24 protein-coding genes, 1 pseudogene and 1 riboswitch are annotated in these 22,335 nt (G+C 50.8%); of the genes and pseudogenes, 7 read left to right on the top strand and 18 right to left on the bottom strand.

Features of this window, described 5'->3' with window-relative positions; genetic code table 11:
* Positions 1 to 3: 3 nt before the first annotated feature.
* The 9 genes from P304_RS17075 to P304_RS0109165 all read right to left on the bottom strand — a co-directional run bounded on the left by P304_RS17075 (position 4) and on the right by P304_RS0109165 (position 6,429).
* Complete coding sequence (locus P304_RS17075) at positions 4 to 177, bottom strand: hypothetical protein (RefSeq protein ID WP_160165047.1); 174 nt, start codon at positions 175 to 177, stop codon at positions 4 to 6.
* An 11-nt stretch (positions 178 to 188) separates the two neighbouring features.
* Complete coding sequence (locus tag P304_RS17690) at positions 189 to 401, bottom strand: Com family DNA-binding transcriptional regulator (RefSeq protein ID WP_034764980.1); 213 nt, start codon at positions 399 to 401, stop codon at positions 189 to 191.
* Positions 402 to 425: 24 nt separating this feature from the next.
* Entirely contained in the window at positions 426 to 770 is a 345-nt protein-coding gene (locus tag P304_RS0109200) for a DUF2023 family protein (RefSeq protein ID WP_027390314.1), read from the bottom strand.
* 396 nt (positions 771 to 1,166) lie between these two features.
* On the bottom strand, positions 1,167 to 1,916 hold the full coding sequence (locus P304_RS0109190) for a hypothetical protein (protein WP_034764978.1): 750 nt from the start codon (positions 1,914 to 1,916) through the stop codon (positions 1,167 to 1,169).
* A gap of 56 nt (positions 1,917 to 1,972) precedes the next feature.
* A complete protein-coding gene (locus tag P304_RS14875) occupies positions 1,973 to 2,605 on the bottom strand; it encodes an anaerobic ribonucleoside-triphosphate reductase activating protein (RefSeq protein ID WP_084417656.1) in 633 nt (210 codons plus the stop codon).
* Entirely contained in the window at positions 2,599 to 4,758 is a 2,160-nt protein-coding gene (locus P304_RS0109180) for a ribonucleoside triphosphate reductase (protein ID WP_236613329.1), read from the bottom strand. The genes P304_RS14875 and P304_RS0109180 overlap by 7 nt, the downstream gene beginning before the upstream one ends.
* Before the next feature lie 211 nt (positions 4,759 to 4,969).
* Positions 4,970 to 5,178: riboswitch (cobalamin riboswitch) on the bottom strand.
* A gap of 93 nt (positions 5,179 to 5,271) precedes the next feature.
* On the bottom strand, positions 5,272 to 5,832 hold the full coding sequence (locus P304_RS0109175; RefSeq protein WP_027390311.1) for a carboxymuconolactone decarboxylase family protein: 561 nt from the start codon (positions 5,830 to 5,832) through the stop codon (positions 5,272 to 5,274).
* A 52-nt stretch (positions 5,833 to 5,884) separates the two neighbouring features.
* Positions 5,885 to 6,184, bottom strand: coding sequence for a CcdB family protein (locus tag P304_RS0109170; protein ID WP_027390310.1), 300 nt, complete (start codon positions 6,182 to 6,184; stop codon positions 5,885 to 5,887).
* Positions 6,184 to 6,429: a type II toxin-antitoxin system CcdA family antitoxin gene (locus tag P304_RS0109165; protein WP_027390309.1), complete on the bottom strand. Its 246-nt coding sequence runs from the start codon at positions 6,427 to 6,429 to the stop codon at positions 6,184 to 6,186. Before P304_RS0109165 ends, P304_RS0109170 begins: the two co-directional genes overlap by 1 nt.
* Before the next feature lie 129 nt (positions 6,430 to 6,558).
* On the opposite strand from P304_RS0109165, the gene P304_RS0109160 reads away from it, so the two are divergent.
* Positions 6,559 to 7,017, top strand: coding sequence for an EVE domain-containing protein (locus P304_RS0109160; RefSeq protein ID WP_027390308.1), 459 nt, complete (start codon positions 6,559 to 6,561; stop codon positions 7,015 to 7,017).
* 203 nt (positions 7,018 to 7,220) lie between these two features.
* Here the strand turns inward: P304_RS0109160 and P304_RS14870 are convergent, their stop codons facing one another.
* Positions 7,221 to 7,847, bottom strand: coding sequence for a pyridoxamine 5'-phosphate oxidase family protein (locus P304_RS14870; RefSeq protein ID WP_051321563.1), 627 nt, complete (start codon positions 7,845 to 7,847; stop codon positions 7,221 to 7,223).
* Positions 7,848 to 7,954: 107 nt separating this feature from the next.
* Here P304_RS14870 and pdxR point away from each other — a divergent pair, with 107 nt between their 5' ends.
* Positions 7,955 to 9,451: a MocR-like pyridoxine biosynthesis transcription factor PdxR gene (gene pdxR, locus P304_RS0109150; RefSeq protein ID WP_201766946.1), complete on the top strand. Its 1,497-nt coding sequence runs from the start codon at positions 7,955 to 7,957 to the stop codon at positions 9,449 to 9,451.
* Positions 9,452 to 9,528: 77 nt separating this feature from the next.
* Here the strand turns inward: pdxR and P304_RS0109145 are convergent, their stop codons facing one another.
* From P304_RS0109145 to P304_RS0109110, 8 genes are all read right to left on the bottom strand, one after another.
* Positions 9,529 to 11,271: a DUF4857 domain-containing protein gene (locus P304_RS0109145; protein WP_027390306.1), complete on the bottom strand. Its 1,743-nt coding sequence runs from the start codon at positions 11,269 to 11,271 to the stop codon at positions 9,529 to 9,531.
* Positions 11,271 to 12,173, bottom strand: coding sequence for an ABC transporter ATP-binding protein (locus P304_RS0109140; protein ID WP_027390305.1), 903 nt, complete (start codon positions 12,171 to 12,173; stop codon positions 11,271 to 11,273). The genes P304_RS0109145 and P304_RS0109140 overlap by 1 nt, the downstream gene beginning before the upstream one ends.
* A gap of 50 nt (positions 12,174 to 12,223) precedes the next feature.
* Positions 12,224 to 12,529, bottom strand: coding sequence for a hypothetical protein (locus P304_RS0109135; RefSeq protein WP_027390304.1), 306 nt, complete (start codon positions 12,527 to 12,529; stop codon positions 12,224 to 12,226).
* Between the two features lie 82 nt (positions 12,530 to 12,611).
* Positions 12,612 to 13,439 (bottom strand): DUF4198 domain-containing protein, encoded by an 828-nt coding sequence (locus P304_RS0109130; protein WP_201766945.1) that lies wholly within the window; start codon positions 13,437 to 13,439, stop codon positions 12,612 to 12,614.
* Positions 13,440 to 13,496: 57 nt separating this feature from the next.
* The gene (locus P304_RS0109125) at positions 13,497 to 13,820 is read right to left on the bottom strand and encodes a hypothetical protein (protein ID WP_027390302.1); all 324 of its coding nucleotides are present in this window, start codon (positions 13,818 to 13,820) and stop codon (positions 13,497 to 13,499) included.
* A 15-nt stretch (positions 13,821 to 13,835) separates the two neighbouring features.
* A complete protein-coding gene (locus tag P304_RS17685) occupies positions 13,836 to 13,997 on the bottom strand; it encodes a FeoB-associated Cys-rich membrane protein (RefSeq protein ID WP_152514519.1) in 162 nt (53 codons plus the stop codon).
* Between the two features lies 1 nt (position 13,998).
* Positions 13,999 to 16,515: a ferrous iron transport protein B gene (gene feoB, locus P304_RS0109115; protein WP_027390300.1), complete on the bottom strand. Its 2,517-nt coding sequence runs from the start codon at positions 16,513 to 16,515 to the stop codon at positions 13,999 to 14,001.
* Between the two features lie 24 nt (positions 16,516 to 16,539).
* Positions 16,540 to 16,821: a FeoA family protein gene (locus P304_RS0109110; protein WP_201766944.1), complete on the bottom strand. Its 282-nt coding sequence runs from the start codon at positions 16,819 to 16,821 to the stop codon at positions 16,540 to 16,542.
* A gap of 461 nt (positions 16,822 to 17,282) precedes the next feature.
* Between P304_RS0109110 and P304_RS14865 the strand changes: the two genes are divergently transcribed.
* The 5 genes and pseudogenes from P304_RS14865 (at position 17,283) to P304_RS17465 (ending at position 22,328) form a co-directional block, all read left to right on the top strand.
* Entirely contained in the window at positions 17,283 to 19,361 is a 2,079-nt protein-coding gene (locus P304_RS14865; protein ID WP_051321562.1) for a TonB-dependent receptor domain-containing protein, read from the top strand.
* 46 nt (positions 19,362 to 19,407) lie between these two features.
* Positions 19,408 to 19,551: pseudogene (locus P304_RS17360) on the top strand (IS256 family transposase); the annotation flags it as partial.
* Positions 19,552 to 19,924: 373 nt separating this feature from the next.
* Positions 19,925 to 20,569 (top strand): DUF4198 domain-containing protein, encoded by a 645-nt coding sequence (locus tag P304_RS0109100; RefSeq protein WP_051321561.1) that lies wholly within the window; start codon positions 19,925 to 19,927, stop codon positions 20,567 to 20,569.
* Positions 20,570 to 20,629: 60 nt separating this feature from the next.
* A complete protein-coding gene (locus tag P304_RS16260; RefSeq protein WP_027390297.1) occupies positions 20,630 to 21,478 on the top strand; it encodes a PepSY-associated TM helix domain-containing protein in 849 nt (282 codons plus the stop codon).
* Positions 21,366 to 22,328: a flavodoxin domain-containing protein gene (locus P304_RS17465; protein ID WP_160165045.1), complete on the top strand. Its 963-nt coding sequence runs from the start codon at positions 21,366 to 21,368 to the stop codon at positions 22,326 to 22,328. The genes P304_RS16260 and P304_RS17465 overlap by 113 nt, the downstream gene beginning before the upstream one ends.
* The last annotated feature ends 7 nt before the right edge of the window (positions 22,329 to 22,335 follow it).

The raw sequence follows: 22,335 nt of genomic DNA, 5'->3' as shown, positions 1-22,335 counted from the left end.
ACCTTAGCGCTGACCGGGATGCGCGGCGTCGTACGACCCGGATGGCGCAAGGCGCGTTTTCGTCAGTTTTTGCTTGTCCGGTAGGGTAAGTCTGTCTTTTCCGTGCAGCGAGGCGAGGCTAGCGGCACAACTGCTGCTTACCAACGATTTGCGAAATTGCATATTTCTTCTGAGCATAGTTCGTCTCCTTATGGTTTTTGTGCGTGAATGCAATGCGGCAATTCTTTATCGTTGTCGCTTTCAAAACGCTGCAATGCGCCGCATTTTGGGCACTTTACTTCGATCTGAAGAACGTGCCCTTTCATCAGCAAGCGGCGACATTTACGGCATCGAATTTCGTCTGGAAACTCCAAATCACTCCCATTTCCAGAAGAGGTTAAAGGAAAATTTTTTTCAGACACAGACTACCTTCCGCACAATTTCGACTACGCCGACACTTCACTGAGCGCCGTCTGACGCTCAGTGCGTTGCAAATAGCGCTGGCACTGTTGCAAGCGGTCATACCCCAACATCGTGCCGAGGATAAAGTCCTCTTCGCACGTATAGTCGTTCAGACTGCTTTTACCGATGCGGCGCAGAACGTCAATACACTCAGGAGCACCGAAAAAAACATTCATTCGGTTGGGGGCGAGATCATAAATCAGGAAGTCGATTTTGTGCCGCTGAAGCTGCGCTTCAACCTGCGAACGGAGCTGTGTGCTCATTGTGTGCAGGATCAGGCTGCGCAGCCCTTTGCGATATTCGTAGATGTGGTGGCAGAATACTTTCATTTCTTTTTCTTCTTTTTACCCTTGCACTTGCAGTTCTTACAGTCACCGCTACAGCTATGGAGAGTAAAGTCGTAACGCATAAAAGCCTCCTGAGAATTACCTTGCATAAATACGATTAGCTGTATCTAACTTATAGTGCCGCATCTGTCAATATGAATAATGCATTCTGATAAATATTGTAGAGTCTGGTATGAAGAATAAAGATTGAAGCCTTCCCTTCAGGGCAGGCGCATCAGTATATCCTGAGACTTACCACAGAGGGCAAACACGAAAAAAACCCTCCGGTTATGCCGGAGGGTTTTTTATGGCGTGAGTATGTTACGCTCGATAGGGTCATAGATAAACCACCGCTGGTTACGATAGATCTCTGCCACGAGTGCGGCAATAGAGCGCGGATTATTGTACCTCTACATTACAGTGGCCTTCGCCGACATGCCCAACGTGGAGTCCGCGTAGGGAAAGTGTTTGAATTTGCGCTGCGGCATTCGCAAAGGGGGCAAATCCTGGAGCCCCGACATTCATGGGATCATCGGCGGGCTTGTCGCCACGACCAAAGATGTGATCAAGATGGAAAGTGAGTTCAAGATCGCCCGCTTCAGCTGTGCTAACAAACCCTTTGCGCTCGTCACCCACATATTCGCCGCAGCGGTAGTGGGTCACTTCCGGCGAACGGAGGTCGAAGCGGACACGCTCATCACCTTTGGTTGCGGTACCGATCAACGCCAGCGCATATCCTTGCAAAGCACCAGAGGTCGCAGGTTCCATTTTCCAGGAAAGTGCATTGTAATGTCCTGCGGTAACGGTGTCGATGGAACTAATCAGCACGGTGGGCTCTTTTTCTGTCCCTTGAGCAAGGTCGATCGTAAAGCTTCCTGGAAGAGTGACTTTGGTAGAAGCCTGTATTGGTATTTTTGATTCCGCATTGTATGGTGGATTGGTCTGATACGCGGTAATGTTACTTAAAGAGACAAAAACATGGTCAAACTGTAAGCTCCATCCATCTTTGGTGAGTTCCGGTGCGTTAAATCCAGAGACGGCCAGATCTTCGCCATTGGCGTAAAAGGTCAGCGATTTGGCGCTTGCTGTCGTGGCAGCCAGAGTAAGGGAACAAAAGAGTGCAAGGATGCGACGTGAAGACTTTTTCATAGTACCTCCTTCAATGTAATGCCTGTCATGGGCATTTTAATACTGCATATCTAACTTTAAACTTGCAGCGACACAAGTGATAAAGTCTCAATGTTGACTTTCTTCCGGTATTGCGGCGTACAGGTTTGACGGCGGGTAGTGTGGCCATGCGGGAGATTGGCGTCTATTGCGCGCAGATCTACTTCATCCAGCAAGCCACGCGGTATAGTTGTACGAAATTGGCACGAAATGCCGCTGGTGGCGATATGCGCCACGCTCTCCTGCAGAGCGTGTGTGTCGACGGTAACACCTGCTAGCAGCGGGTATTTCGCCCACGGTGCTTTGATGTCCATCGCGATGTAATCCACCAGCTTGTGTGCAAGAATCTGTTGCACTATCGCGGGATGACTCCCGTTGGTATCAAGCTTGACCGGCAGGCCGATTCGGCGCAGTTCCTGCAAAAATTGCGGCAAATCGTTGTGCAGCGTTGGCTCTCCGCCGCTGACCACGACTCCTTCAAGCTGCCCTTTACGCTGAGCCACTGTTTGCAAAATGGTTTGCGGGCACCACTGCTCAGAGCTGTCCTGTGGCAACAGCTCCGGATTGTGGCAGTACGGGCAGCGAAAATTACACCCTTGTGTAAAAATAACGGCGGCAATACGACCGGGGAAATCGCTAAAGCTGGTTGGCAGATAGCCACCAATCAGCATGGGTTGGGAATTTCGTAATGGCTCCGCAGGCGAAACTCTTCTTGCTTGCCATTGTTCCACTGTGATGTTGGGCGTAAGTAACCCACCACGCGGGAATATACTTCGGTGGGGTGGTCACACTGTGGGCAGCGTGCCACTTCCCCACTTAGGTATCCATGTTCTGGACAGACGGAAAATGTGGGGGTGATAGTGAAGTACGGCAAGGTGTACTGGTGGCAAACTGTGCGCACAAACCGTTTGATGGCCTCAGGGTCGGCGACGGCTTCGCCAAGGAACAGGTGTTGCACCGTGCCGCCGGTATAGCGCGACTGGAGCTGATCCTGTAAGTCGAGTGTCAAAAAGACATCATCGGTATAATTGACCGGAAGTTGGCTGGAGTTTGAGTAAAACGGCTCCATGCTCGGCTGTCCCGATGGATGTGTAACGGCGCCCAAAATATCGGGATATTTTTCTCGGTCGATTCGTGCTAACCGGTAACTGGTGCCTTCAGCTGGGGTTGCTTCGAGATTGTACAGGTTGCCGGTTTCATTTTGATAGGTGGTCAGTGTGTCGCGCATAAAATTGAGCACGCGCAGTGCAAAGCTCTGCCCAGCCGGGGTGCCAATGTCTTGCTGCATCAGATTCATGCACGCTTCGTTCAGGCCGACAAGGCCAATAGTAGAAAAGTGGTTTTTCCAGTAGCAGCCAAAACGGTGATGTAGGTCGCGTAGGTAAAAGCGGGTGTAGGGGTAAAGATGGTTGTCGGTAAAGCGTTCTAGTACTTTGCGTTTTGTTTCTAAACTCGTGCGGGCAACGAGCATAAGTTGTTCCAGTCGTTCAAAAAACTCCACCTCATTACAAGCTAAATAGCCCAGGCGTGGCATGTTGATGGTAACGACGCCGATGGATCCAGTCAGGGGATTGGCGCCGAAGAGTCCGCCACCTCGACTTGCAAGTTCGCGCAGATCAAGCCGTAGACGGCAGCACATGGAACGGGCATCATCTGGCGACATGCTGGAGTTGACGAAGTTGGCAAAATAGGGGATGCCGTATTTCGCCGTTGCTTTCCACAGCGCTTTGCACCCAGGAGCATCCCAGTTAAAGTCTTCGGTAATGTTGTAGGTGGGAATCGGAAAAGTAAAGACGCGCCCTTTGGCATCGCCTTCACCAAGCACTTCGAGCAAAGCGGTGTTGAAAATGTCCATTTCTGCCTGAAATTCCCCGTAGGTCGTATTTTGATGCTCGCCGCCCAGAATCACTGGTTCGTTTTTCAGCGTAGATGGTGGTTGTAGGTCGAGGGTAATGTTGGTGAACGGTGCCTGAAAGCCGACGCGTGTTGGGACGTTGACGTTGAAAACAAATTCTTGCAAGGCCTGACGTACTTCGCGTGGCGTTAGGTTATCGTAACGGATAAATGGTGCCAATAGCGTGTCGAAGTTGGAAAAGGCCTGCGCTCCGGCGGCCTCCCCTTGCAGCGTGTAGAAGAAGTTGACAATCTGCCCCAAAGCGGAGCGAAAGTGTCGCGCTGGATGGCTTTCGGCTTTGCCGGGCGCGCCACGAAAACCGCTGCGCAGCAGATCCTGCAAATCCCAGCCAACGCAGTAGACGGAAAGCTGCCCCAGATCGTGAATGTGCAGATCGCCCTCTTGGTGTGCACACCGCACATCTGCCGTATAGATTTTGTTCAGCCAGTAGGTTTCGCTAATCTGTCCCGCAATGTAATTGTTCAGCCCTTGCAGCGAATAGCCCATATTGCTGTTTTCACGCACTTTCCAGTCTAGCCGCTCCAGATATTGATCAACCAGCCGTACATCGGCCTGACTGGCGATGTCACGATTGCGGGCATGCTGATCGCGGTAGAGAATGTAAGCTTTGGCGGTTTTTGGGAAAGGGGAGTTGAGCAGGATTGTTTCTACAATATCCTGAATCCCTTCAACGGTTGGGGGTTCCTGAAGAAATGTCTGTTGCGCCAGTAGCAGTACGCGGTGTGTCAGGCGTTGCGCAACCTCACTCAGCGGGTCGGTGATTTCGCCGGAAGCTCGCCCAGCGCTGGCAATAGCACGCGTGATTTTAGTCGCATCGAATGAAACGGTGCGGCCATCGCGTTTGCGGATGGATGTGAACGGCATGTTTTCGGTAACGGTGTGAGCTGGATCTAAGGCAGTGGTAACCATAAAAGCCTCCTTGACACGGGTCATGTGTGACAAGGGAGGAGTCGGGAGTGGTTTTTTTGACATTGGCCAGAAAACAAACATCCCACGACTTCGCTTCCCTCGAGCGAAAACAACCTTCGTGGGAGATCAACGGAAATTCGGCACAACTGACTGGCGCCAGTCCGGCAACGATTTCCCCTTTTCCCGCGAAAGGTGTCGTCAGTGATGCCAATACGGCATCGGCTTGTCGGCAGGTCTTCGGACTTGGAGGCACTGTGGATTCCACACCTACTAACTGTCGCTTCCCATCTTTAAAAAGACAGTGCGTATGACAGTGTTCGTTCCTCTATACCGCTGCGGGGCAGTTCCGGATTCGCACCGGATTCCCTCTTACGACACACGGGTGTGTTTCCCGTATGAACCGAAAAGTGGTGTGAACTTTAGTGAGAGGCGACAAAGAAGTCAATCGAAAAACCGACCATGACGCTGAGTCGCAAATTCCAGTAGACGCGTGATTGTGTCCCTGAAACACATTCAGTCGGCAGATTTTTTCTCGGGCAACTGACAAAACCCCTGCGGCGGGACATCAAGGGCGCTGTTGAATTTACTGGAGAGATTCTGAAAGGCAATCAGTCCGGTCAATTCCACCAGTGCATCATCGTGAAGGTATTGTTTTAAACGGGTCATCAGTGCTTCGCTTACCTGATGGCCGGTAATGGTGACAGCTTCGGTGTATTCCAGTACGGCACGTTCTTTTTCGTCAAAAATCGCGCTATCACGCCATTTTGCTAGCGCTTCGACTTTTTCCATCGTGCCCGTGCGCTTTGCGAGGGTGGCCGAATTGATGTCGACACAAAAATGGCAGGTGTTGATCTGCGACACACGCACCGTAACCAGCGAGCGCAACACCGGACTGATGGGCGATGAGCGGCGGTCAAGCACACCGTACAACAGCGCTACCGCGGCAAAGAGCTTCGGCACCCGTCCCCACAAAAGGCCGGGCTGCAACACGGCGCCGTAGCGGCGCTGTTGGCTCCAAAAAAACGGGCGCAACCACCATGGATATTGTCGAAGTGGCTTGACGGGAACGTGCATGAATTCTCCTTCCGATAGTGGCCTGCGGATGCTTCTAGTATTGAGCAACTCGCTAAAACCCTTGAAGCATAAAATCAATGGCATTGACGATACTGTCCCGCTCGCCTTGAAGGTTTGCGATTGGTATCGGCAAAATACGGCAGGGAACGGTAGCGATGAATTGTGTCATCATCACCACTTCTTCGCCTGCAATAACGAAAACCGGATTCAGCCTCTGAGCCGCTTTGGGTGACTGGTTGCGCGGCAGTAGCGGTATAACAACGCGCGTGTTCAGGTGATCCAGCAGGTCGGCCTGAACGTCAAGCATGTAGCCGCTGCCTTCATGGTTGGCGAAAACATCGAAGCGCGCCATCAGAAGTTCCGGTACTCGGCAAGAGGAATGCCGTGCTCCGCTACATACTTGTTAGAGCTTTCAAGCGCGTCTTGATTTTCTTCATACCAAAGTTCCGCCTGACGCTCCGCGATGGCAATCTCAATGCCGCGCTGTGCTGCCCGCGAAATGTTTATTTCAAGTTTTTTCGCTAGTTGCAAGATATCGCTATCCAGCGAAAGATTGGCAGCTTTGCGAGAGTTACGGATGACACCTGACGTTCGCATAAAGGTTCTCCTGCGCAAATATATGCGCATAAAATATGGTAAAGGTTACAGAAAATCAACCGATGATTGCGAAGGATTCAGTAAACCAAGTATACAATCACAGGTAAATGCACGTAACAAGGAGCTACCATGAACTACTGGATACTGAAGTCGGAACCGGAGGCGTTTAGTATAGATGACTTAAGAAACCGTCCGCACCAGACAGAACCGTGGGATGGAGTGCGCAATTATCAGGCACGGAACTTTCTGCGCGACGGTATGCAGGTCGGCGATCAGGCGTTTTTTTACCACTCCAACTGTGCTGTGCCGGGTATTGTCGGGGTGATGGAAGTGGTGCGGGCTGGCTATCCTGACCCATCGGCGTTTGATCCGCGCAGCAAGTATTTTGATCCGCGCTGTGATCCGGCAAAGCCGGTGTGGTTTGTGGTGGATGTCTGCTATGTGCGCCACACGCGACGAGTGATTGCGCTCGCCGAGCTGAAGGCACACGAGGCGTTGCAGGATATGGCGCTGGTGCGCAAAGGCAATCGCCTGTCAGTGTTGCCGCTCACGGAACAGCACTGGCAGACGATTCTTGCGATGGAGTAACCGCTGTCCCTTACTCCAACAGGCTCTCATCTCCATTTCGCGTCGTAGCAATCTGCAGGTAAAAAACATTTGAAGCCACACGCTGGTGAACTGCAAACCACAATTTTACAAATGTGAATCTCTTGCTCGTGGCAAATCTTCCTCTGCCCCAGCGCCCCGCACCAAGGAGGAAACGCATAAAAATGCATCATTGCCTCCCCTTTTCATCGGTTGATTCGCCAGGTGCCCACCTCGTCCCTTTCCAGCGAATAACCCATATACCGCACGGCTTCGATGTCTCCGGGAAGACCACGCCCGACGAGACATTCAGCAATGTAACGGTGATCCTGTTGGGATTTATTCTGGGCTATATCGGATTTCGCTGTCATTATTGCCGGCTTTATTTCGACAACACTGCACATCTTGAATTTTGCACTCTCCGATGTGATCGGGGGAAATTCGTTATTCCCTTCATGTTTTTCCATCAAAGCATTCAACGCGGTTGTCTTGATCCGGTCGTCATGGATAACCCTGGCGTGCCCCCGGATGATAACGCAGTGGTAGTACTGGTGCGTGCAACAGGGATCCTTCTCCGGCGTGAAATCGACCTTCAGGTACGCCAACGGCAGATCCACCTCAAAACATACCTTGGAATTCCGGATTAGATTGTCAAGTTTCTCTCCTGTGAGCGCACAATGAAAGTACACGCATCCCTCATGAAAAACGAAATTCAAAGGAGTGATGTACGGATACCCCTGCTCATCCACGGTAGCCATCCTCCCCACATTCGTTGCTGACAGAATTTTTATGATCTCATTCACATCGGTAACCTCGGCATATTTTCGTCTCATTTTCTTCCTCCATGTCTGTTTCTGTTAAATTTCATTTGACCTCATTGGGTGTTTTGACTTTAAATGAAATAATGTATCCATCTCAAGTGCCAATTTTTGTATATTTTATGGATACAGTTGCTGCGATCTGCACCTCTTCCGCAAAAGTTAAAACAAACGAAATGGAGATTTTCCAAATGATCTGTGTAAGCAATGATTCAAAAATGCCCCTCTATCAGCAAGTCTATGAGCAGATAAAGCAAGAAATTAGTAATGGAACGCTGAAGGTTGGTTCCCGGCTCATATCCACAAGGTCATTGGCTAAAAACCTCTGTGTTGCGCGAAACACAGTCGAAAATGCGTATGCTCAGCTTTGTCTTGAAGGTTATCTCTTGAGCAAGCCCGGATCAGGTTTTGTGGTACAAGACATTTTCAGCGACTCCTTAGATTTTATCAAATCAGTCGATCACACTATCAATGTGAAATTTGATCCGAAACCACCTCAAAATTCCCAAACGGAATATTTGTATGATTTTCAGTACGCAAATCTTGACCATATGTTATTTCCCTCCACGCTTTGGCGTCGACTTACCGCAGAAGCGCTCTCCTCCTATGATTCTCGAGAAATATGCAATTACAGCGATAAGCAGGGAGATCTGAACCTGAGGTCAGAAATCGTGAAGTATTTGCGGGGATCGAGAGGGGTTCGATGTGCTCCTGAACAGATAGTCCTGTGTTGCGGAACTCAATATGCCTTGGATGTAATCTGCAGCCTTTTTCCTGTTGGAAGCGAGATCGCAGTAGAAGAGCCTGGATACGATGGCGCTAAAATTGTATTCCATAAAAACAAGTTTACAATACTGCCTGTTTCCGTTGGTTCTGATGGAATCAATATGAAAGAGTTGGAGATTTCATCAGCTAAACTGGCATATATAACACCATCTCATCAATTCCCGACCGGGACTGTGATGCCTGTCCAGCAACGCATTGAGCTGCTGGATTGGGCCGAGCGGAGAAATGGTACGATCATAGAAGACGATTATGACAGTGAATTGAGATATCACACAAAGCCTGTCCCATCGCTGCAATCCATCGACAATCATGGAACTGTTATTTACATGGGAACATTCTCAAAATCGCTATCTCCCGGGCTTCGTTTAAGTTACCTTGTCTTACCGGAGAGACTTTTACGTAAATATCATGAAGTGTATGAGGGATACTACTCTACAGTGCCATGGCTGAATCAGAAAATAACAACTCTTTACATGTCACGAGGGCACTGGGACAGGCATTTACGAAAGGTTTGTCTCGAATATAAAAAGAGGCACGATGTCCTTGTTCGCTCAATCAATGAGCTGATGGGTAACCGTGTACGCATCCGTGGCAATAATGCCGGCCTCCATTTCATTCTTGAATTCGTTCAAGGAGAATCTCGAGATCTCATGATTGAAAAGGCTCAAAAACATGGGGTAAGGGTCTATTCGACAATACAATATTGGCACGAAAAAGAAAAATCTCAGGACAACTGCGTCTTTATAGGTTTCAGCAAAATGTCTGAAAGTATGATTCGTGAAGGGATCGCATTGTTAACCAAAGCATGGTTTGACTCGGGGGTGGGGAAGTAGCACCATGCAGCGACGTAAGCGAGCAGTGGCAAGTATCGTAGACGATTCTTGCGATAGAATGATGAGTATCCCTTCCTCTACTCGTGAGTGCGTCCGCCAAAGTTCCATGATAAGCGCAGCAAGGGGCTATGTCCCGCGTCAGAAAAACGGAGTCCGAAAGTGAATTGCTTTTGGGGCGGCAAGGGATGCGAATAGTGTGCGATGGCGCGATACTCCTTGTCCAAACGGACGATATATGCCATCTGGTCGTTATGGTAACGCACGATGGCGCCTAAGGGATCCTCAAAAAGCTGTACTGTCATGGTATCGGGATTATACTCCGGCGCAGGAAGCGGAATAATGTGGTACTTATCGGTTCCTAAGAGCGATAATTCACCAGAGCGGCTTAATACTAGCCCGTAAAAGGCATTTTTCCGATTTTCAGACACGATGATGGTTCGTGTATCAACGAAATCCAAAGTCGGCACACGTCGAATGATAGGTTGTGAATCCATTTGTTTCAGATGGAAAAACTTACCGCTGGCGTCGCGCACAAAATACCCTTCGTCAAAGGGTTTGAGGTTGGTTGTTTTGCCAGCAATCAAATCGGCAGGGAAGGTAAAACCTGCCTCCGCCAATGCTGCGGCAAAAGAACGGCTTGGCTCGATATCAATTTGCATGGTTTCGCCATCTACAAACTCCATCCCGCTACGGTTGATGCGAAACATCGTTTCTGGAAAAGGGATCGTCCCAATATGGCTTTGGGGATTGAAAAGCGGGTAGAGCCCCGGTTCAATGCGGTTTTCCGGCAGATCTTCCGGAGAAAGCTTCAGGCTCAGGCGGGCATCGCGCAGAGCATTCCTGTCGAACACCTGATCACCCAGCGTGAGGGGTAATTTTCCTTGGATATCGAGATTTTTCCAATACACAAACGGCAGACGACGTTCAAACTCGGCCTGATCAAAACGTACCCCATCCGAATCACCATACGTGAAATTGTGCCCACCATGACTTTCCTGATATACAAAATTTTCCGAAACGGGGCTGTAGAAGAGGTACACTTGTGGACGTTCGTTGGCCGTAGTTTTTTCTCCAATCAGCGGAATGTAGAGCGCAACGATAAAAACCGTCAGCAACCCGAGCACGAATCGGCCAGACACGGTATTGCCACCCCCTGATTTAAACCTTTCTAAGGAAGCGAACACAAGAAGGGATACCAACGGAAGGGAAAGAGCGAGGTATCCACCAACTTCACGGTATGCTCCGGGAAGGTGGCTCCAAAAAAACAGTGCCACCCAACCAGCGAAGAGTACACCGAGAAGACATTTTCTTTTCCAGTAAGGCTCTAGCATGAGTGCGGCAAGGCTCACGTACGCGGCCACACCCCCGGCAACCCATACCAAGCCACTTTCCATTGCCAATATCCACGCCTCATAGGGATAATACGGGGCAAGAATGCCATACGTGGCCAGCAAGAAGAGTGTCAGCAAAGGAGTCATCAGCAGCAAACCGGCACAAAGCATCCCTTTGAGCATACGCCAGTGCGGTACGGGAAAATGCAGTGCGATGCGGAAACGCCGCTCACGCATTTCGCCCAAAAACTGCCAGAACCCGATGGTGGTGCCAATCAAGAGCGGCAGCCAGGCTATTTCGGCAAAAAAAGGGACGCCAAGATGGAGCGCCTGATACCAACGCATGCTTTCCGGCTCTATGTTGTGGAATGAATCGGCAACCCGACTCCCGTAAAAGATCAGCACCACACTTTCCACCAGCAGCAGACCGATCAGCAGAAATTTAAGTTTATGCCATTCCTTGCGACAAATAGTTCCAATGAAATTCATCAGTAACGTCCCATCAGGCCGATAAAGGCGTCTTCAAGATTGATTGTTTGCGGTTTTAACGACCCCGTTGCGTCAGCAACCAGAGCAGGGTGGTGGTGTGTCAGATGTCGTTCCATCTGCTCCAGTCCGGCATAACTGAAAAAGGTCAAGCCGTGGAGGCTTTTGTGGCTGCTGTAAATCACGTCATCTTTTGCAGGCTGGGATGAAAAACGTCCGGGCAGGCGATAACAGCGGAATTGTTCCAAAAACGATTGCAGATCGGTCTGAATGCATTTCCCGCCGCGATCCAGAAAAAGCACTTCATCAACAAGGCGCTCCATATCCTGCATAACATGCGACGTCAGGAACGCGGTGCGCTGCTTTGTCGCAATATACTCATCAAGATATTCAAGAAAAAGCCGGCGATACCCCGCATCCAGACCCAAAGAATAGTCATCCAGAATAAGCAGTTCTGGCTGCTGCGCAAAAATAAGTCCGAGCACCACTTGGGAGCGTTGCCCGCAAGACATATGGGCAATTTTGTGATTGCGCGAGAGATCGAGCAGATCAATAAGATCATAAAAAGCGGATTGATCCCAATCGGTATAAAATGATCGGTAGTAGCGTTCTACCTGTGTAATTGTCAGGAAATCGTACGTTAAATGCCCTTCAAACAATAAGCCAATCTTGCGCCGTGTTTGCGGTGAGATGGCGTGAGAATCTTCGCCGAGCACCTTACAGGTCCCCGCCGCCGGGCGTAAAAAACCCATGAGAATATTGATAAGTGTTGACTTTCCAACACCATTGCGCCCCAGTAAGCCGAATATTTTCCCTGCTTCAACGCGAAAACTCAAATCATGGTAAATCGTGCGGCTCCCGTATGTATGGCAAAGCTGAGAGACCTCAATCGCAAGTTCTGGCATAATGCTCTCTCCCCTTCCGGAATGGCTGACTCGCGCTGATTGTCCTGTGGTTACTGGACAATATTTTCACCACGAACCTCAATCAGGTGCCCGGAACCACCGTCGAGAATGGCGGAAAAGCGCCCGTATGGTTTGGGAAAAGTTACTTCGCTGTGCTCGTCAAACTTAGATTCCATCACGCTTTTCCCGTTTTGCGCAATGCGAAAGGTTATTCCCGAAGCTGATGAGCCATCGCTGAATCCCCCTTCACACGTAATCGTTCCATCACCATTATCAAAACAGCTCATAATCGCCGTGTGACCAAATGCAGACGAAGAGGCAAGGGCAATGATCGCAAGCAACAATACTTTCCACATAAAATCTCCTGTACAACGAAAAATGCGACAGAATGCCGCCCAGCTGGAATGGCACTCTGTCGCTGTATCGATACAACAACAATTACTTCATATCAGTGACTTGAACCCAAAGTACCGCTTCTTGGGCGAGCGCTTTATCTTTGTACGTATCCACGGGTCCGACACCCAACGCGGCAATTCCCCACCAGCCAGCCTTTGGTAGACCGATTGTAAATTCACCCTGCGCGTTGGCACGGATTCCCATGGCTTCAAAAGCAGGGTGAGGCGCTTCGATTTTCCCTTTTGGGCTGAAAGCGTTCTTTTTCATATCGGGCTCGTGGTTCAAATATTCAATTTCCAGCTCGGCGAATGGCACGGGCTCGCCAGCCGAAAGCACGACACCACGAAACACGCCACCCGTCCAGTTAGCGTATGGTTTATCCAAAGGGACAATTTCGGCAGGCAGACCAACTGGCTCATGCCAGTTGCCGGGAACGCCGCCGACGTTGACGATCATCTTGGTAAATTGCTGAATGTACTCTTCATCTTCTTTTTCATAGTACGGCGTTGGCACGAGAACAAAGACATAGTCGCCCATGGAGCGGACAACGCTCGCAGGCAGTTTGGCTTCAAAGGCTTTCCCTTTGCTCCCTTTACTATCCCAGGTGATTTCCTTGAGATACGTTTTCAGGTCGACTTTTTTCGCTTCCCCTTCTTCGCCACGCTTTTGGATAACATAGAACTCGTCGACAGGCTCCATGTCCATCGTGTGACCGGCATCAAACGGGTGAGTAAAGACAACCTTCATCTCCATTGCCCCACCTGCTGTAAGGGCACTTTGCGGTGTGTACATCATCTGAAAATGCGCCCATGCGGGAGTGGCGGCTACCAAAGCCGTAAAACATGCGGCACTCAAGAAACGTTTCATCATTGTGTACTCCTTCTATTGGTTCTTAATCGAAAACCCTATGCGACCCGTCGACACCACTCACTGAAATATTTGTGAGCTGGAAACCTTGATTTCGTGCCCATCGCCACCTTCAAAAACGACCACATAGTTTCCTTGCGGTTTTTTGAATTCAATTTCAGAATTCTTTGACAGTGTCCCGTTCGCAATGATTTTTCCAGCATCATCGCGCACCGAAATTGCTGTTCCCGAAGCCGAAGATCCATCTGAAAATCCCCCTTCGCAGAGGATTGTTCCGTCGCCATTGTCAAAACACGAAAAGAGCGGAGTGTGCGCTAATGCGGCTTCTGGCAGAACCAGAGCACCTGCCGCCATGAGTGTCAAAAGAGATCGTTTCTTTGTCATACATCCTCCAAATGATTATGAATCTTTATGTTGATCACCGCAGGGTGATTGCTGACTATTCGATGAGCACGAGCAGCCGCCACCGCAGGTGCTTTTCCCCTTCCCGCGCAGTTTTCTGCCAAGAAACCACACTGCCCAGACCACGGCAGCGCCAAAAACAAGGTATTCCCACCACATATCATGCCTCTCTTTCTTGTATGCCCGCCCACGCAGGATCTTTAACAAACGAAAGGGCAATCGCTGTCCCAAGTGCGATCAGATAGAAAATACCCATCGCCTGCAAAGCACTCAGCGCCAGCATTGAACCGATCGTAAACACGGCACTCGCCACAATAAGACCAAAGGTTGTTGAAAAGCCGAGTGCAAAGAGCATCCAGCGGTATGAATTTGTTTGCACCTTGATCATGATAATGGTGGCCAAACAAGGCGGATAGAGCACAAAAAAGATCATCAAGGCCAGCGCATGAAGCGGTGTGGTTCCCATCGCGCCACTTTCGCGGCTCATCCGTTCTTCCAGGGTAATATTTTCGCTCGCACCTTCTTGGAACAGCACGCCCAGCGTCGCAACACTCGACTCGCGTGCGGCAAAGGAGCTGATAAGAGCGATATTTACCTTCCAGTCAAAACCAGCGAACTGCGTAATTGGCTCCAGCGACTTGCCGATCACACCGAAATAACTCATCAGAATAGTCTCTTCGCGGATAGCGGCTCGAATGGAGGAGCGTTCCGTAGCCAGTGTCCGCAGATGGCGACTGATAACGCGGGTTTCGGCATCGCGCGCCCGCAAAATCGGGAATAGGTCGGGATAGTTCGCGGCATAGTCATCATCAATCCGTTCTGAAGCTTCTTGCGATGAAGCCGCCAGCTTTGCCTCGCGGTATTGGTTCTGCACATTCAGTAGACGCAAGATAGTCTCTTCTGCCATGAATTGTTCGGCATATGCCGTTTCGCTTATTTTTCCCCTAAAATCAACGATAGCCGTTTCCATGCGGGTGTTATGTTTCGCCATCTGCTCGTCGGAAACGCCTGGAAACTGGAGGAGCACATAGACGCAGACCGCAACCGCCGCGACAATCGTTCCGATTTTTTTAATGTACGTCCATGTCCGATCAAACGCGCGTCGAGCCACGCCACTGAGTGTTGGCAGATGGTAATGCGGCATTTCCATAACAAACGGGGACGTTTCGTGATGACGCAAGACGCTTAGCGTAAGGAGCTTTGCCACAATCAGTGCGATGATGATGGTGATCGTGGATAGGAAGAACATCACGTACGACTGTTGCTCGACGAAGTAGACATTGACGAGTAGCGTGTACAGCGGAATTTTAGCCAGACAGTTCATGTACGGAACCGTCAGAATCGTAGCGATGCGCGAACGCTCGTCAGGAATCCCCTTCGTCGCCATAATGCCAGGCACGGCGCATCCGCCAGTAAACACTCCCGCGAGGATATACGGCAGGGTCGATTGTCCATGTAAACCAAAACTTTTGAAAATTTTATCCAAAGTAAAGGCGATGCGCGCCATATAGCCGGAATCCTCCAAAATGGCCACCAGCGCAAAAAGAACCAGAAAAACCGGAATGTAGTTGAGTAAGGTATTGACACTATCAACCATCCATAAGCCAAAGGAACGCATGATGGTGTCCTGCAACAATCCCGGATCGGGAAGCCACTGCGCAATCAACGCACGTGCTTTGGCTAAGATCGGCCACGTATAGTTCGTCAGTTTATAGCCCTGCACGATGGAGAGTTCATAAATCAAATAGACCGTAGCGATCAGGAAAAATGGCGACAGAAAACGATGGAGTACGACGCGATCAATTTTCTCCGTCAAAGTACCCTTGGTAGAAGATGCCGTAGGCGACGCATCGCTGACGCACTCTGCCACAAGCTGGCGGATAAAGGCTTCGCGACAAGCAAGAATGTGATCTGCGGGACTAATACCGTGCTCGCTTTCAAACCGCTGCCCCGTTGCTCCAACCCAGTCAAGTACAGCGCGACCCCGAATGTGATGCTGCTGCACCAACGCCATGGCCGCTTCATCATTTTCAAAAAGCTTCAGCGCAATCCATCCGATAGGCTGCTGCCCAGCCATAACGGCAGATTCACGCAACAGTTCACGCAGTTCTTGCAGGCCATCTTCGAGAAAAGTATACGACACCAGTGGCGCCGCCACAGAATTACTCGCCGCCACACGGCGAATGGCATCGCGTAGCTCGCTTTTCCCCTTGCCTTTACGTCCGACGGTTGGGATAACCGGCACGCCCAACCTTGCTGCTAGTGTAACGTCATCGACCCGCTTTCCATGCGTTTCTAGCACATCAACCATATTCAGCGCAACAACGAGTGGAAAGGAAAGTTCTATCAGCTGGACGGTCAAATGAAGCCCGCGCCGCAGCGTGGAGGCATCCACCACGTTAAGAATCACATGTGGGCGTTCATCCAACAGAAAATCACGCGCTACCCGCTCTTCAAGCGAGAAGGAAGAAAATCCATATGTGCCGGGGAGATCGACTATTTCCACCCGCCCTACATTGTCACGGTAGCTTCCGGATTTTTTATCAACCGTCACACCAGGATAGTTGGCGATATACTGATTGGCTCCGGTAAGCATGTTAAACGTGGTTGATTTTCCCGCATTTTGCTGACCGGCAAGTGCAACAACGAGATTTCCGTGTGTCGGAGAAGATGACATAGGTCAAAGATCCTTTATAGTTTACTAGGCCTCAACAGGCTGAATCTCAATGAGATTGGCTTCCTGACGGCGAATTGCCACGGAATAATCGCCGACCTTTATCTGGAGCGGGTCGCCAAGCAAAGCACAGCGAATCACTTCCACCGTCGAGTTTGGCATAAAACCAAGATCCAGTAAGCGCTGACGAATCGCACCGTGCGCGTGGTGCTTGTGGATGCGGCAACGATCGCCGTTCTTCATGTGAGAAAGGCGTAACGTATTGATTGCCGATCCTGGGTCTTGCGTAATAACGGGTAGCTGTTGCATTGAATCCTCCACTTTTTCATGATGATAAAGTTGACCACTCGACATTAAGTTAATCATGTCTAATCTTTAATATCGCTGCTTACAAGCAATGTCAAGCAAGAAATTCCCTGTGCATATTCTCTTTCTCAAGAAATATCTCCTAATTCAATGAAGCTATATCTCCGGAATAACCTTCCTTGTTCGGCATTCAGAAAGAATTGGCGCGCAATATAATAACGTAACTAAATCTCCTAAAAATAGGAAAAGCTAATAATTTCAATTGACATGCTATTTGCAATTCATTAGAAGCTTCAAACTTAAAGCGAGACAGCGATAGTTCCTCCCCGCTGTGGAAGGCACAGAGATCCAGTGAGAGATCCGGCACACTACCTGTCATAACGCGCTGCAACGGCACTGGCGGAAGCCGCATGGTGTTGCACCGTACAGGCCGTAAATCTCATCACTGGATGGAGGAAAGAAGGATGTCGAAAGGGATGTGTTTTGCCCGTCGTGCCGGCCTTGGCACTGTGGCACTGTTGATGGCGAGTCTGGCGGCTCACGCCGCTGAAGCCCCGCAAGAGTTGGGGACAATGGTTGTTACCGCAGCAGGTTTTGAGCAAAAGATTGCCGATGCTCCGGCAAGTATTTCCGTGATTACCCGTGAAGATTTACAAAAGCGTCCCTACATGACGCTACTCGATGCGGTGCGCGATCTGGAAGGGGTTGATGTTGGTGAAACACGCGATAAGACGGGTCAGGGCACAATTTCGATGCGTGGCATGGGCTCTGACTACACACTGATTCTGGTCAACGGTCGTCGTCAGAATAACCACGGCGATATTTACCCGAACAGCTTTGGTGGAAATCAGTTCAATCACATTCCTCCTCTGGATGCTATTGCGCGTGTCGAAATCATCCGTGGCCCAGCTGCCACCCTGTACGGTGCCGATGCGCTGGGGGGTGTTATCAACATCATCACCCGCAAAGATGCAGAAAAGTGGGGCGGGTCGTTCTCGATTGGCCGCACGGTTCAAAGTGATAACGACTGGGGTGACAGTATGACCGGAGATGTTTATATTTCTGGCCCGCTGCTGCCGGGGAAGCTAAATCTGAGTTTGCGTGGCAGCTGGTATGAGCGCAACGAGTCGAGCCCTACGTACGAAACAGCGACAGACCCAAGCGGTGCAACCCACACCTTTTCGCTCGGTTTCGGTGGCGGTGGCAAGTCAGTGGATAATGAAAATCTGGGAGCAGGCTTTTCTTTGGCGTGGACTCCTGTGGAAAATCAAACCGTTACGCTGGACTATGACACTTCGCGCCAAAAGTACGATAACGAGATTAAAACCGATGACGCTGGCAATCTAGTATATCCCGTTGGGACAGTGGATAATATTAATTCCATTTGGGCAGCCGGGAATGTTTGTATCGGCGCTACGGGCAATGCAGCGACCTGCGCCGCGAATGGCGGCACGTGGTCGCGCCGTGCCAATCCGCGTGCCGGATACTCGGCCACCCAAGAATTTACCCGTGAATCGTGGTCGTTGGGTCATGAGGGGGCTTGGGGCTTCGGCAATAGCTTTGTTTCGCTTTCACACGTTGCGACCAATAACGATGGACGCACGCTGCCCTTTACGGTGGCAGAGCGCCAACAGCTGCTGGAAATGATCGATGGCACCGGTGCGTATGCCGGTATGAGTGTGGATGACCGGAAAGCGCTGGCGGAAGCAACCTTCCTGCCGCGCGGAAAACGGACGCTGGAAAGTCGCCAGTACACATTGGATGGACGAGTCGATATACCTTTTGAGCTGGCTGGTTGGCATCACAACGCTGTTATTGGGATGCAGGTCGTCCGTGGCGAATTAGAAGACGGTATTTTCGGCATGGAATCAGGGCAGACAGGCGGCGTGCAAGACCACAACACGTGGGCACTTTTTGCCGAAGATACGTGGCATATTCTTGATTCACTATCGCTGACCGGTGGTCTGCGTTACGACGAGCACAGTGTGTTTGGCGAGCAACTCAGTCCACGCCTGTATGCGGTCTACGCTTTGAACGATCAGTTCACTCTGAAAGGTGGCGTGACGACTGGCTATAAAGCTCCGAAAACGACACAACTCTATGATGGAATCACCGGCTTTGGTGGACAGGGCGTTAGTCCGATGTACGGCAATCCTGACCTCAAACCAGAAACCAGTGTGAGCACTGAAGTGGCGGTCTACTGGCAGCACCCCGTTGCACGTCACAGCTTCAATGTGACCCTCTTTCAGAATGATTTCAAAGACAAAATCAGCAATCAGCCTTGTGGTAACCCCGGCGAACAATCGTGCGGCGCAACCGGCGATTATGCAGCACTGGGGTACACTCCAAGCTCTAGCCGTGCCACGAATATCGACGAAGTGGTGCTGCAAGGGATAGAAGTGGCTGGACGCTATCAACTCCCATGGGGAGTTGCATTACGCGGGAACTATACGCTGACTGACAGCGAGCAAAAGAGTGGAGCGAACAAAGGTCGTCCGTTGGGCAACAGTGCCAAGCATGAGTGTGTAAAATATTTTGTGTAAGTGGCCATTTACGATACCATTCTGCTCATATCTCAAGGAGTATCCCATGGCCATTTCCGATGAACTTCTCGACCAGCTTCTTGCCAACTATAAAAAGCCTGAAGATCTTGTAGGCGAAGGCGGTCTACTCAAAGAGTTAACGAAGCGACTTGTAGAGCGTGCAATGCAGACAGAGATGACTGACCATCTTATGCTGAACACGACGCTTGACTGGCAGGCCACCGACGATATCGGCCTGTTCCTGTCTTCTGAAACGCGCCAAAAACGTTACCGGACTTGGGATGCTGCGAGCCAAACGGAGCAGTATTACAAAGATTACACTATCCTCCATTTGGGTGGCTCTTACCGGTTAGCAGAGAACATTACCCTGAATGGTCGCATCAATAACTTGTTGGACAAAGATTTTAACACCTATGACACCGCCTTTACTTGGGATGCGCCAAATAACCAGTATACGGTTGTCAAAACTGACCATTACAACAACAAAGAGGCTCCCCGCAGTTACTGGGTGAGCATGAACGTTACCTTCTAAGGGTACGAGAAAAGCAAAGAGGAGAATTTTGATGAAAAAATTGAGTAAAATTTCGTTACTATTTGCCATTTTCTGTGTCTTTCTCACTTCCGCTCAGGCGCACTACCTCTGGCTGGAGCGTGAGAATCAGACGCTGCGTTTCTACTTCGGCGAATGGCATAAAGACTTGTTTGAAACGACGGGAGGCCGGCTCGATAACTTTCAGGCTGACGTGGTTGTTCCCGAAGGCGTTACCACTGGCAGCGAACGCAAAGCCGACCATGTGGCGATCAGCCTGAAAAAAGCGGGCGACGTTGGCATCGTCGAAGCGATGGCACCACGCAAAAGCCGCTTGAGCGACGAAGTTACCCGTTCCATTCTGCTTGGTCGTGCTGGGCGGAGCGAAGCCAGCGCGCTTTTGCCGCTAGATTTGGTTCCAGCACAGCCGCACAGCAGTCAGTTTACGCTGGTGTTTGATGGCGCACCCGTGCCGAATGCGAAAATCACTGTGTACACTCCGGCCAAAGAAGAGTTTGAACTGGCGACGGATGGCGCTGGTGGTATCACGATTGATACTTCCAAAGCCGGACAGTACCTCGTGTTGGCCAGCCATTTCGACGAAACAGGTGGCGAGCTTGATGGGGTGAGATACGACAAAACGCGCTATGCGCTGACGCTGAGTTTCCGCGCCGACTGATATCAACATTGAACAGATGTGGGCGGAGCTATCAGCTCCGCCTTTTTTCGGGAGATTTTCATGGCTTGGTTTCGTACTTTCTGGTTCCAGCTCCACTGGTTTTTCGGTATTACGGCGGGTATTGTGCTCGTTGTCGTCGGTGTGACTGGCGGTATGCTTTCGTTTCAGAGTGAAATTCTCCGCGCTATCAATCCAGGCGTGATGACGGTAACCCCCGGTACGCAGAAACTCGCTCCGTCCGAATTGCTTGATCGCTTGCAGCACGCCTTCCCTGGACGTCAAATACAGTCTATTACCCTGTATGACTCGGCTAATGATGCCGCTCAGGTTGGTATTGCGAGCGCCGATCCTGCGCAACGGCGTGGTGAAAACCGCTACGTCAACCCCTACACGGGTGAAGTGTTGGGCGAACCACGCGGAACAGAGTTTTTCCGCACGGTGATGCAACTTCACCGCTGGCTCTTGACCGATCAACTTTTAGATAATCGTGATATTGGCAAGCACATCGTCGGCGCTTCGACGGTATTCCTGATAGTGCTCTGCGTCAGTGGCATCTATTTGCGTTGGCCGCGCCATGCCGCAAATCTGAAAACGTGGTTGACCTTCAAGTGGAGCCGCAAAGGGCGCAGTTTCCTGTGGGATATACACGCCGTGCTTGGCACATGGGCCGTGCTGCTCTATGTGCTGGCATCATTCACCGGACTCTATTGGTCGTATGAGTGGTATCGCAATGGGCTGCACGACATCAGCGGTGTGCCGCGTGCGGTACGTGCCGCTACGCCAGCGCCTGCGGAAGGTGCANGATGCCGCTGCCAGCGGCGAAGCGCGCCGTCAGGGTGGCGAACGAACTCGTGGCGACGGACAAGGGCAACGCACAGCCGCGAGTGCTCCTTCCTGGAACGCCATTGACGGTGTCTGGACATTCTTTCTGAGTCAAGTGGATGGCTACAGCCGGGCGCAAATTCGCCTACCGCAACGTACGGGGCAAGACATCAGCATTACGTATCTGGATGCGTCGCCAGCGCATGAACGGGCAGCAAATCGCATCACGATCAATAGTGCTGGGGACGAAGTCGTCAGCCATGATCGCTATGCTGATCGTCCCCTGAATGTGCGGCTGATGAATAGTATGCTGCCGCTGCATGCGGGGAGCTACTTCGGTACAATTGGCAAGGTATTGATGATGATTGCCAGCATCGCCATGCCGCTCTTTACCATCACCGGCTGGATGTTGTACTTGAATCGACGTCGCCATAAAAGCGAGGCGCACCACGCGATGGAAACCGCGCAGGCAATCCGAACGGTTCACCACAACGAGCCCGTGCTCATCGCGTATGCTACGCAAAGTGGCTATGCGGAAAGTTTGGCATGGCATACCGCAAACGTGTTGCTCCAGCATGGGCAGCCCGTAACGGTGAAATCGCTGGGCGACATGGTGCCAGAGGATCTGTCGCAGTACCGTAACGCATTACTGCTGATCTCCACCTTTGGCGACGGCGAGCCGCCTACCGATGCGGAAGCCTTTGCTGAAGCCATGGCGCAGTCTGCCGCGCTGGCACCATTACGCTACGGCTTGCTGGCGCTTGGTGATCGCGAATATGAACAGTACTGCGCCTTTGGGCGTGCGGTCGATACTTGGTTGCAAAAAAGTGGCGCAACTCACCTGTTCGAAAGTATCGAGCTTGACGGCGAAGATGCTGCCGCGTTGGAGTTATGGTATCATCAGGTTTCAAGTCATGTTGAAGTAGAGGAAAAATAAATTTTTC

This window comes from Chrysiogenes arsenatis DSM 11915, from assembly GCF_000469585.1.
GTDB classification, from domain to species: domain Bacteria; phylum Chrysiogenota; class Chrysiogenetes; order Chrysiogenales; family Chrysiogenaceae; genus Chrysiogenes; species Chrysiogenes arsenatis.
This window is presented reverse-complemented; position numbering and strand designations above follow the sequence as displayed.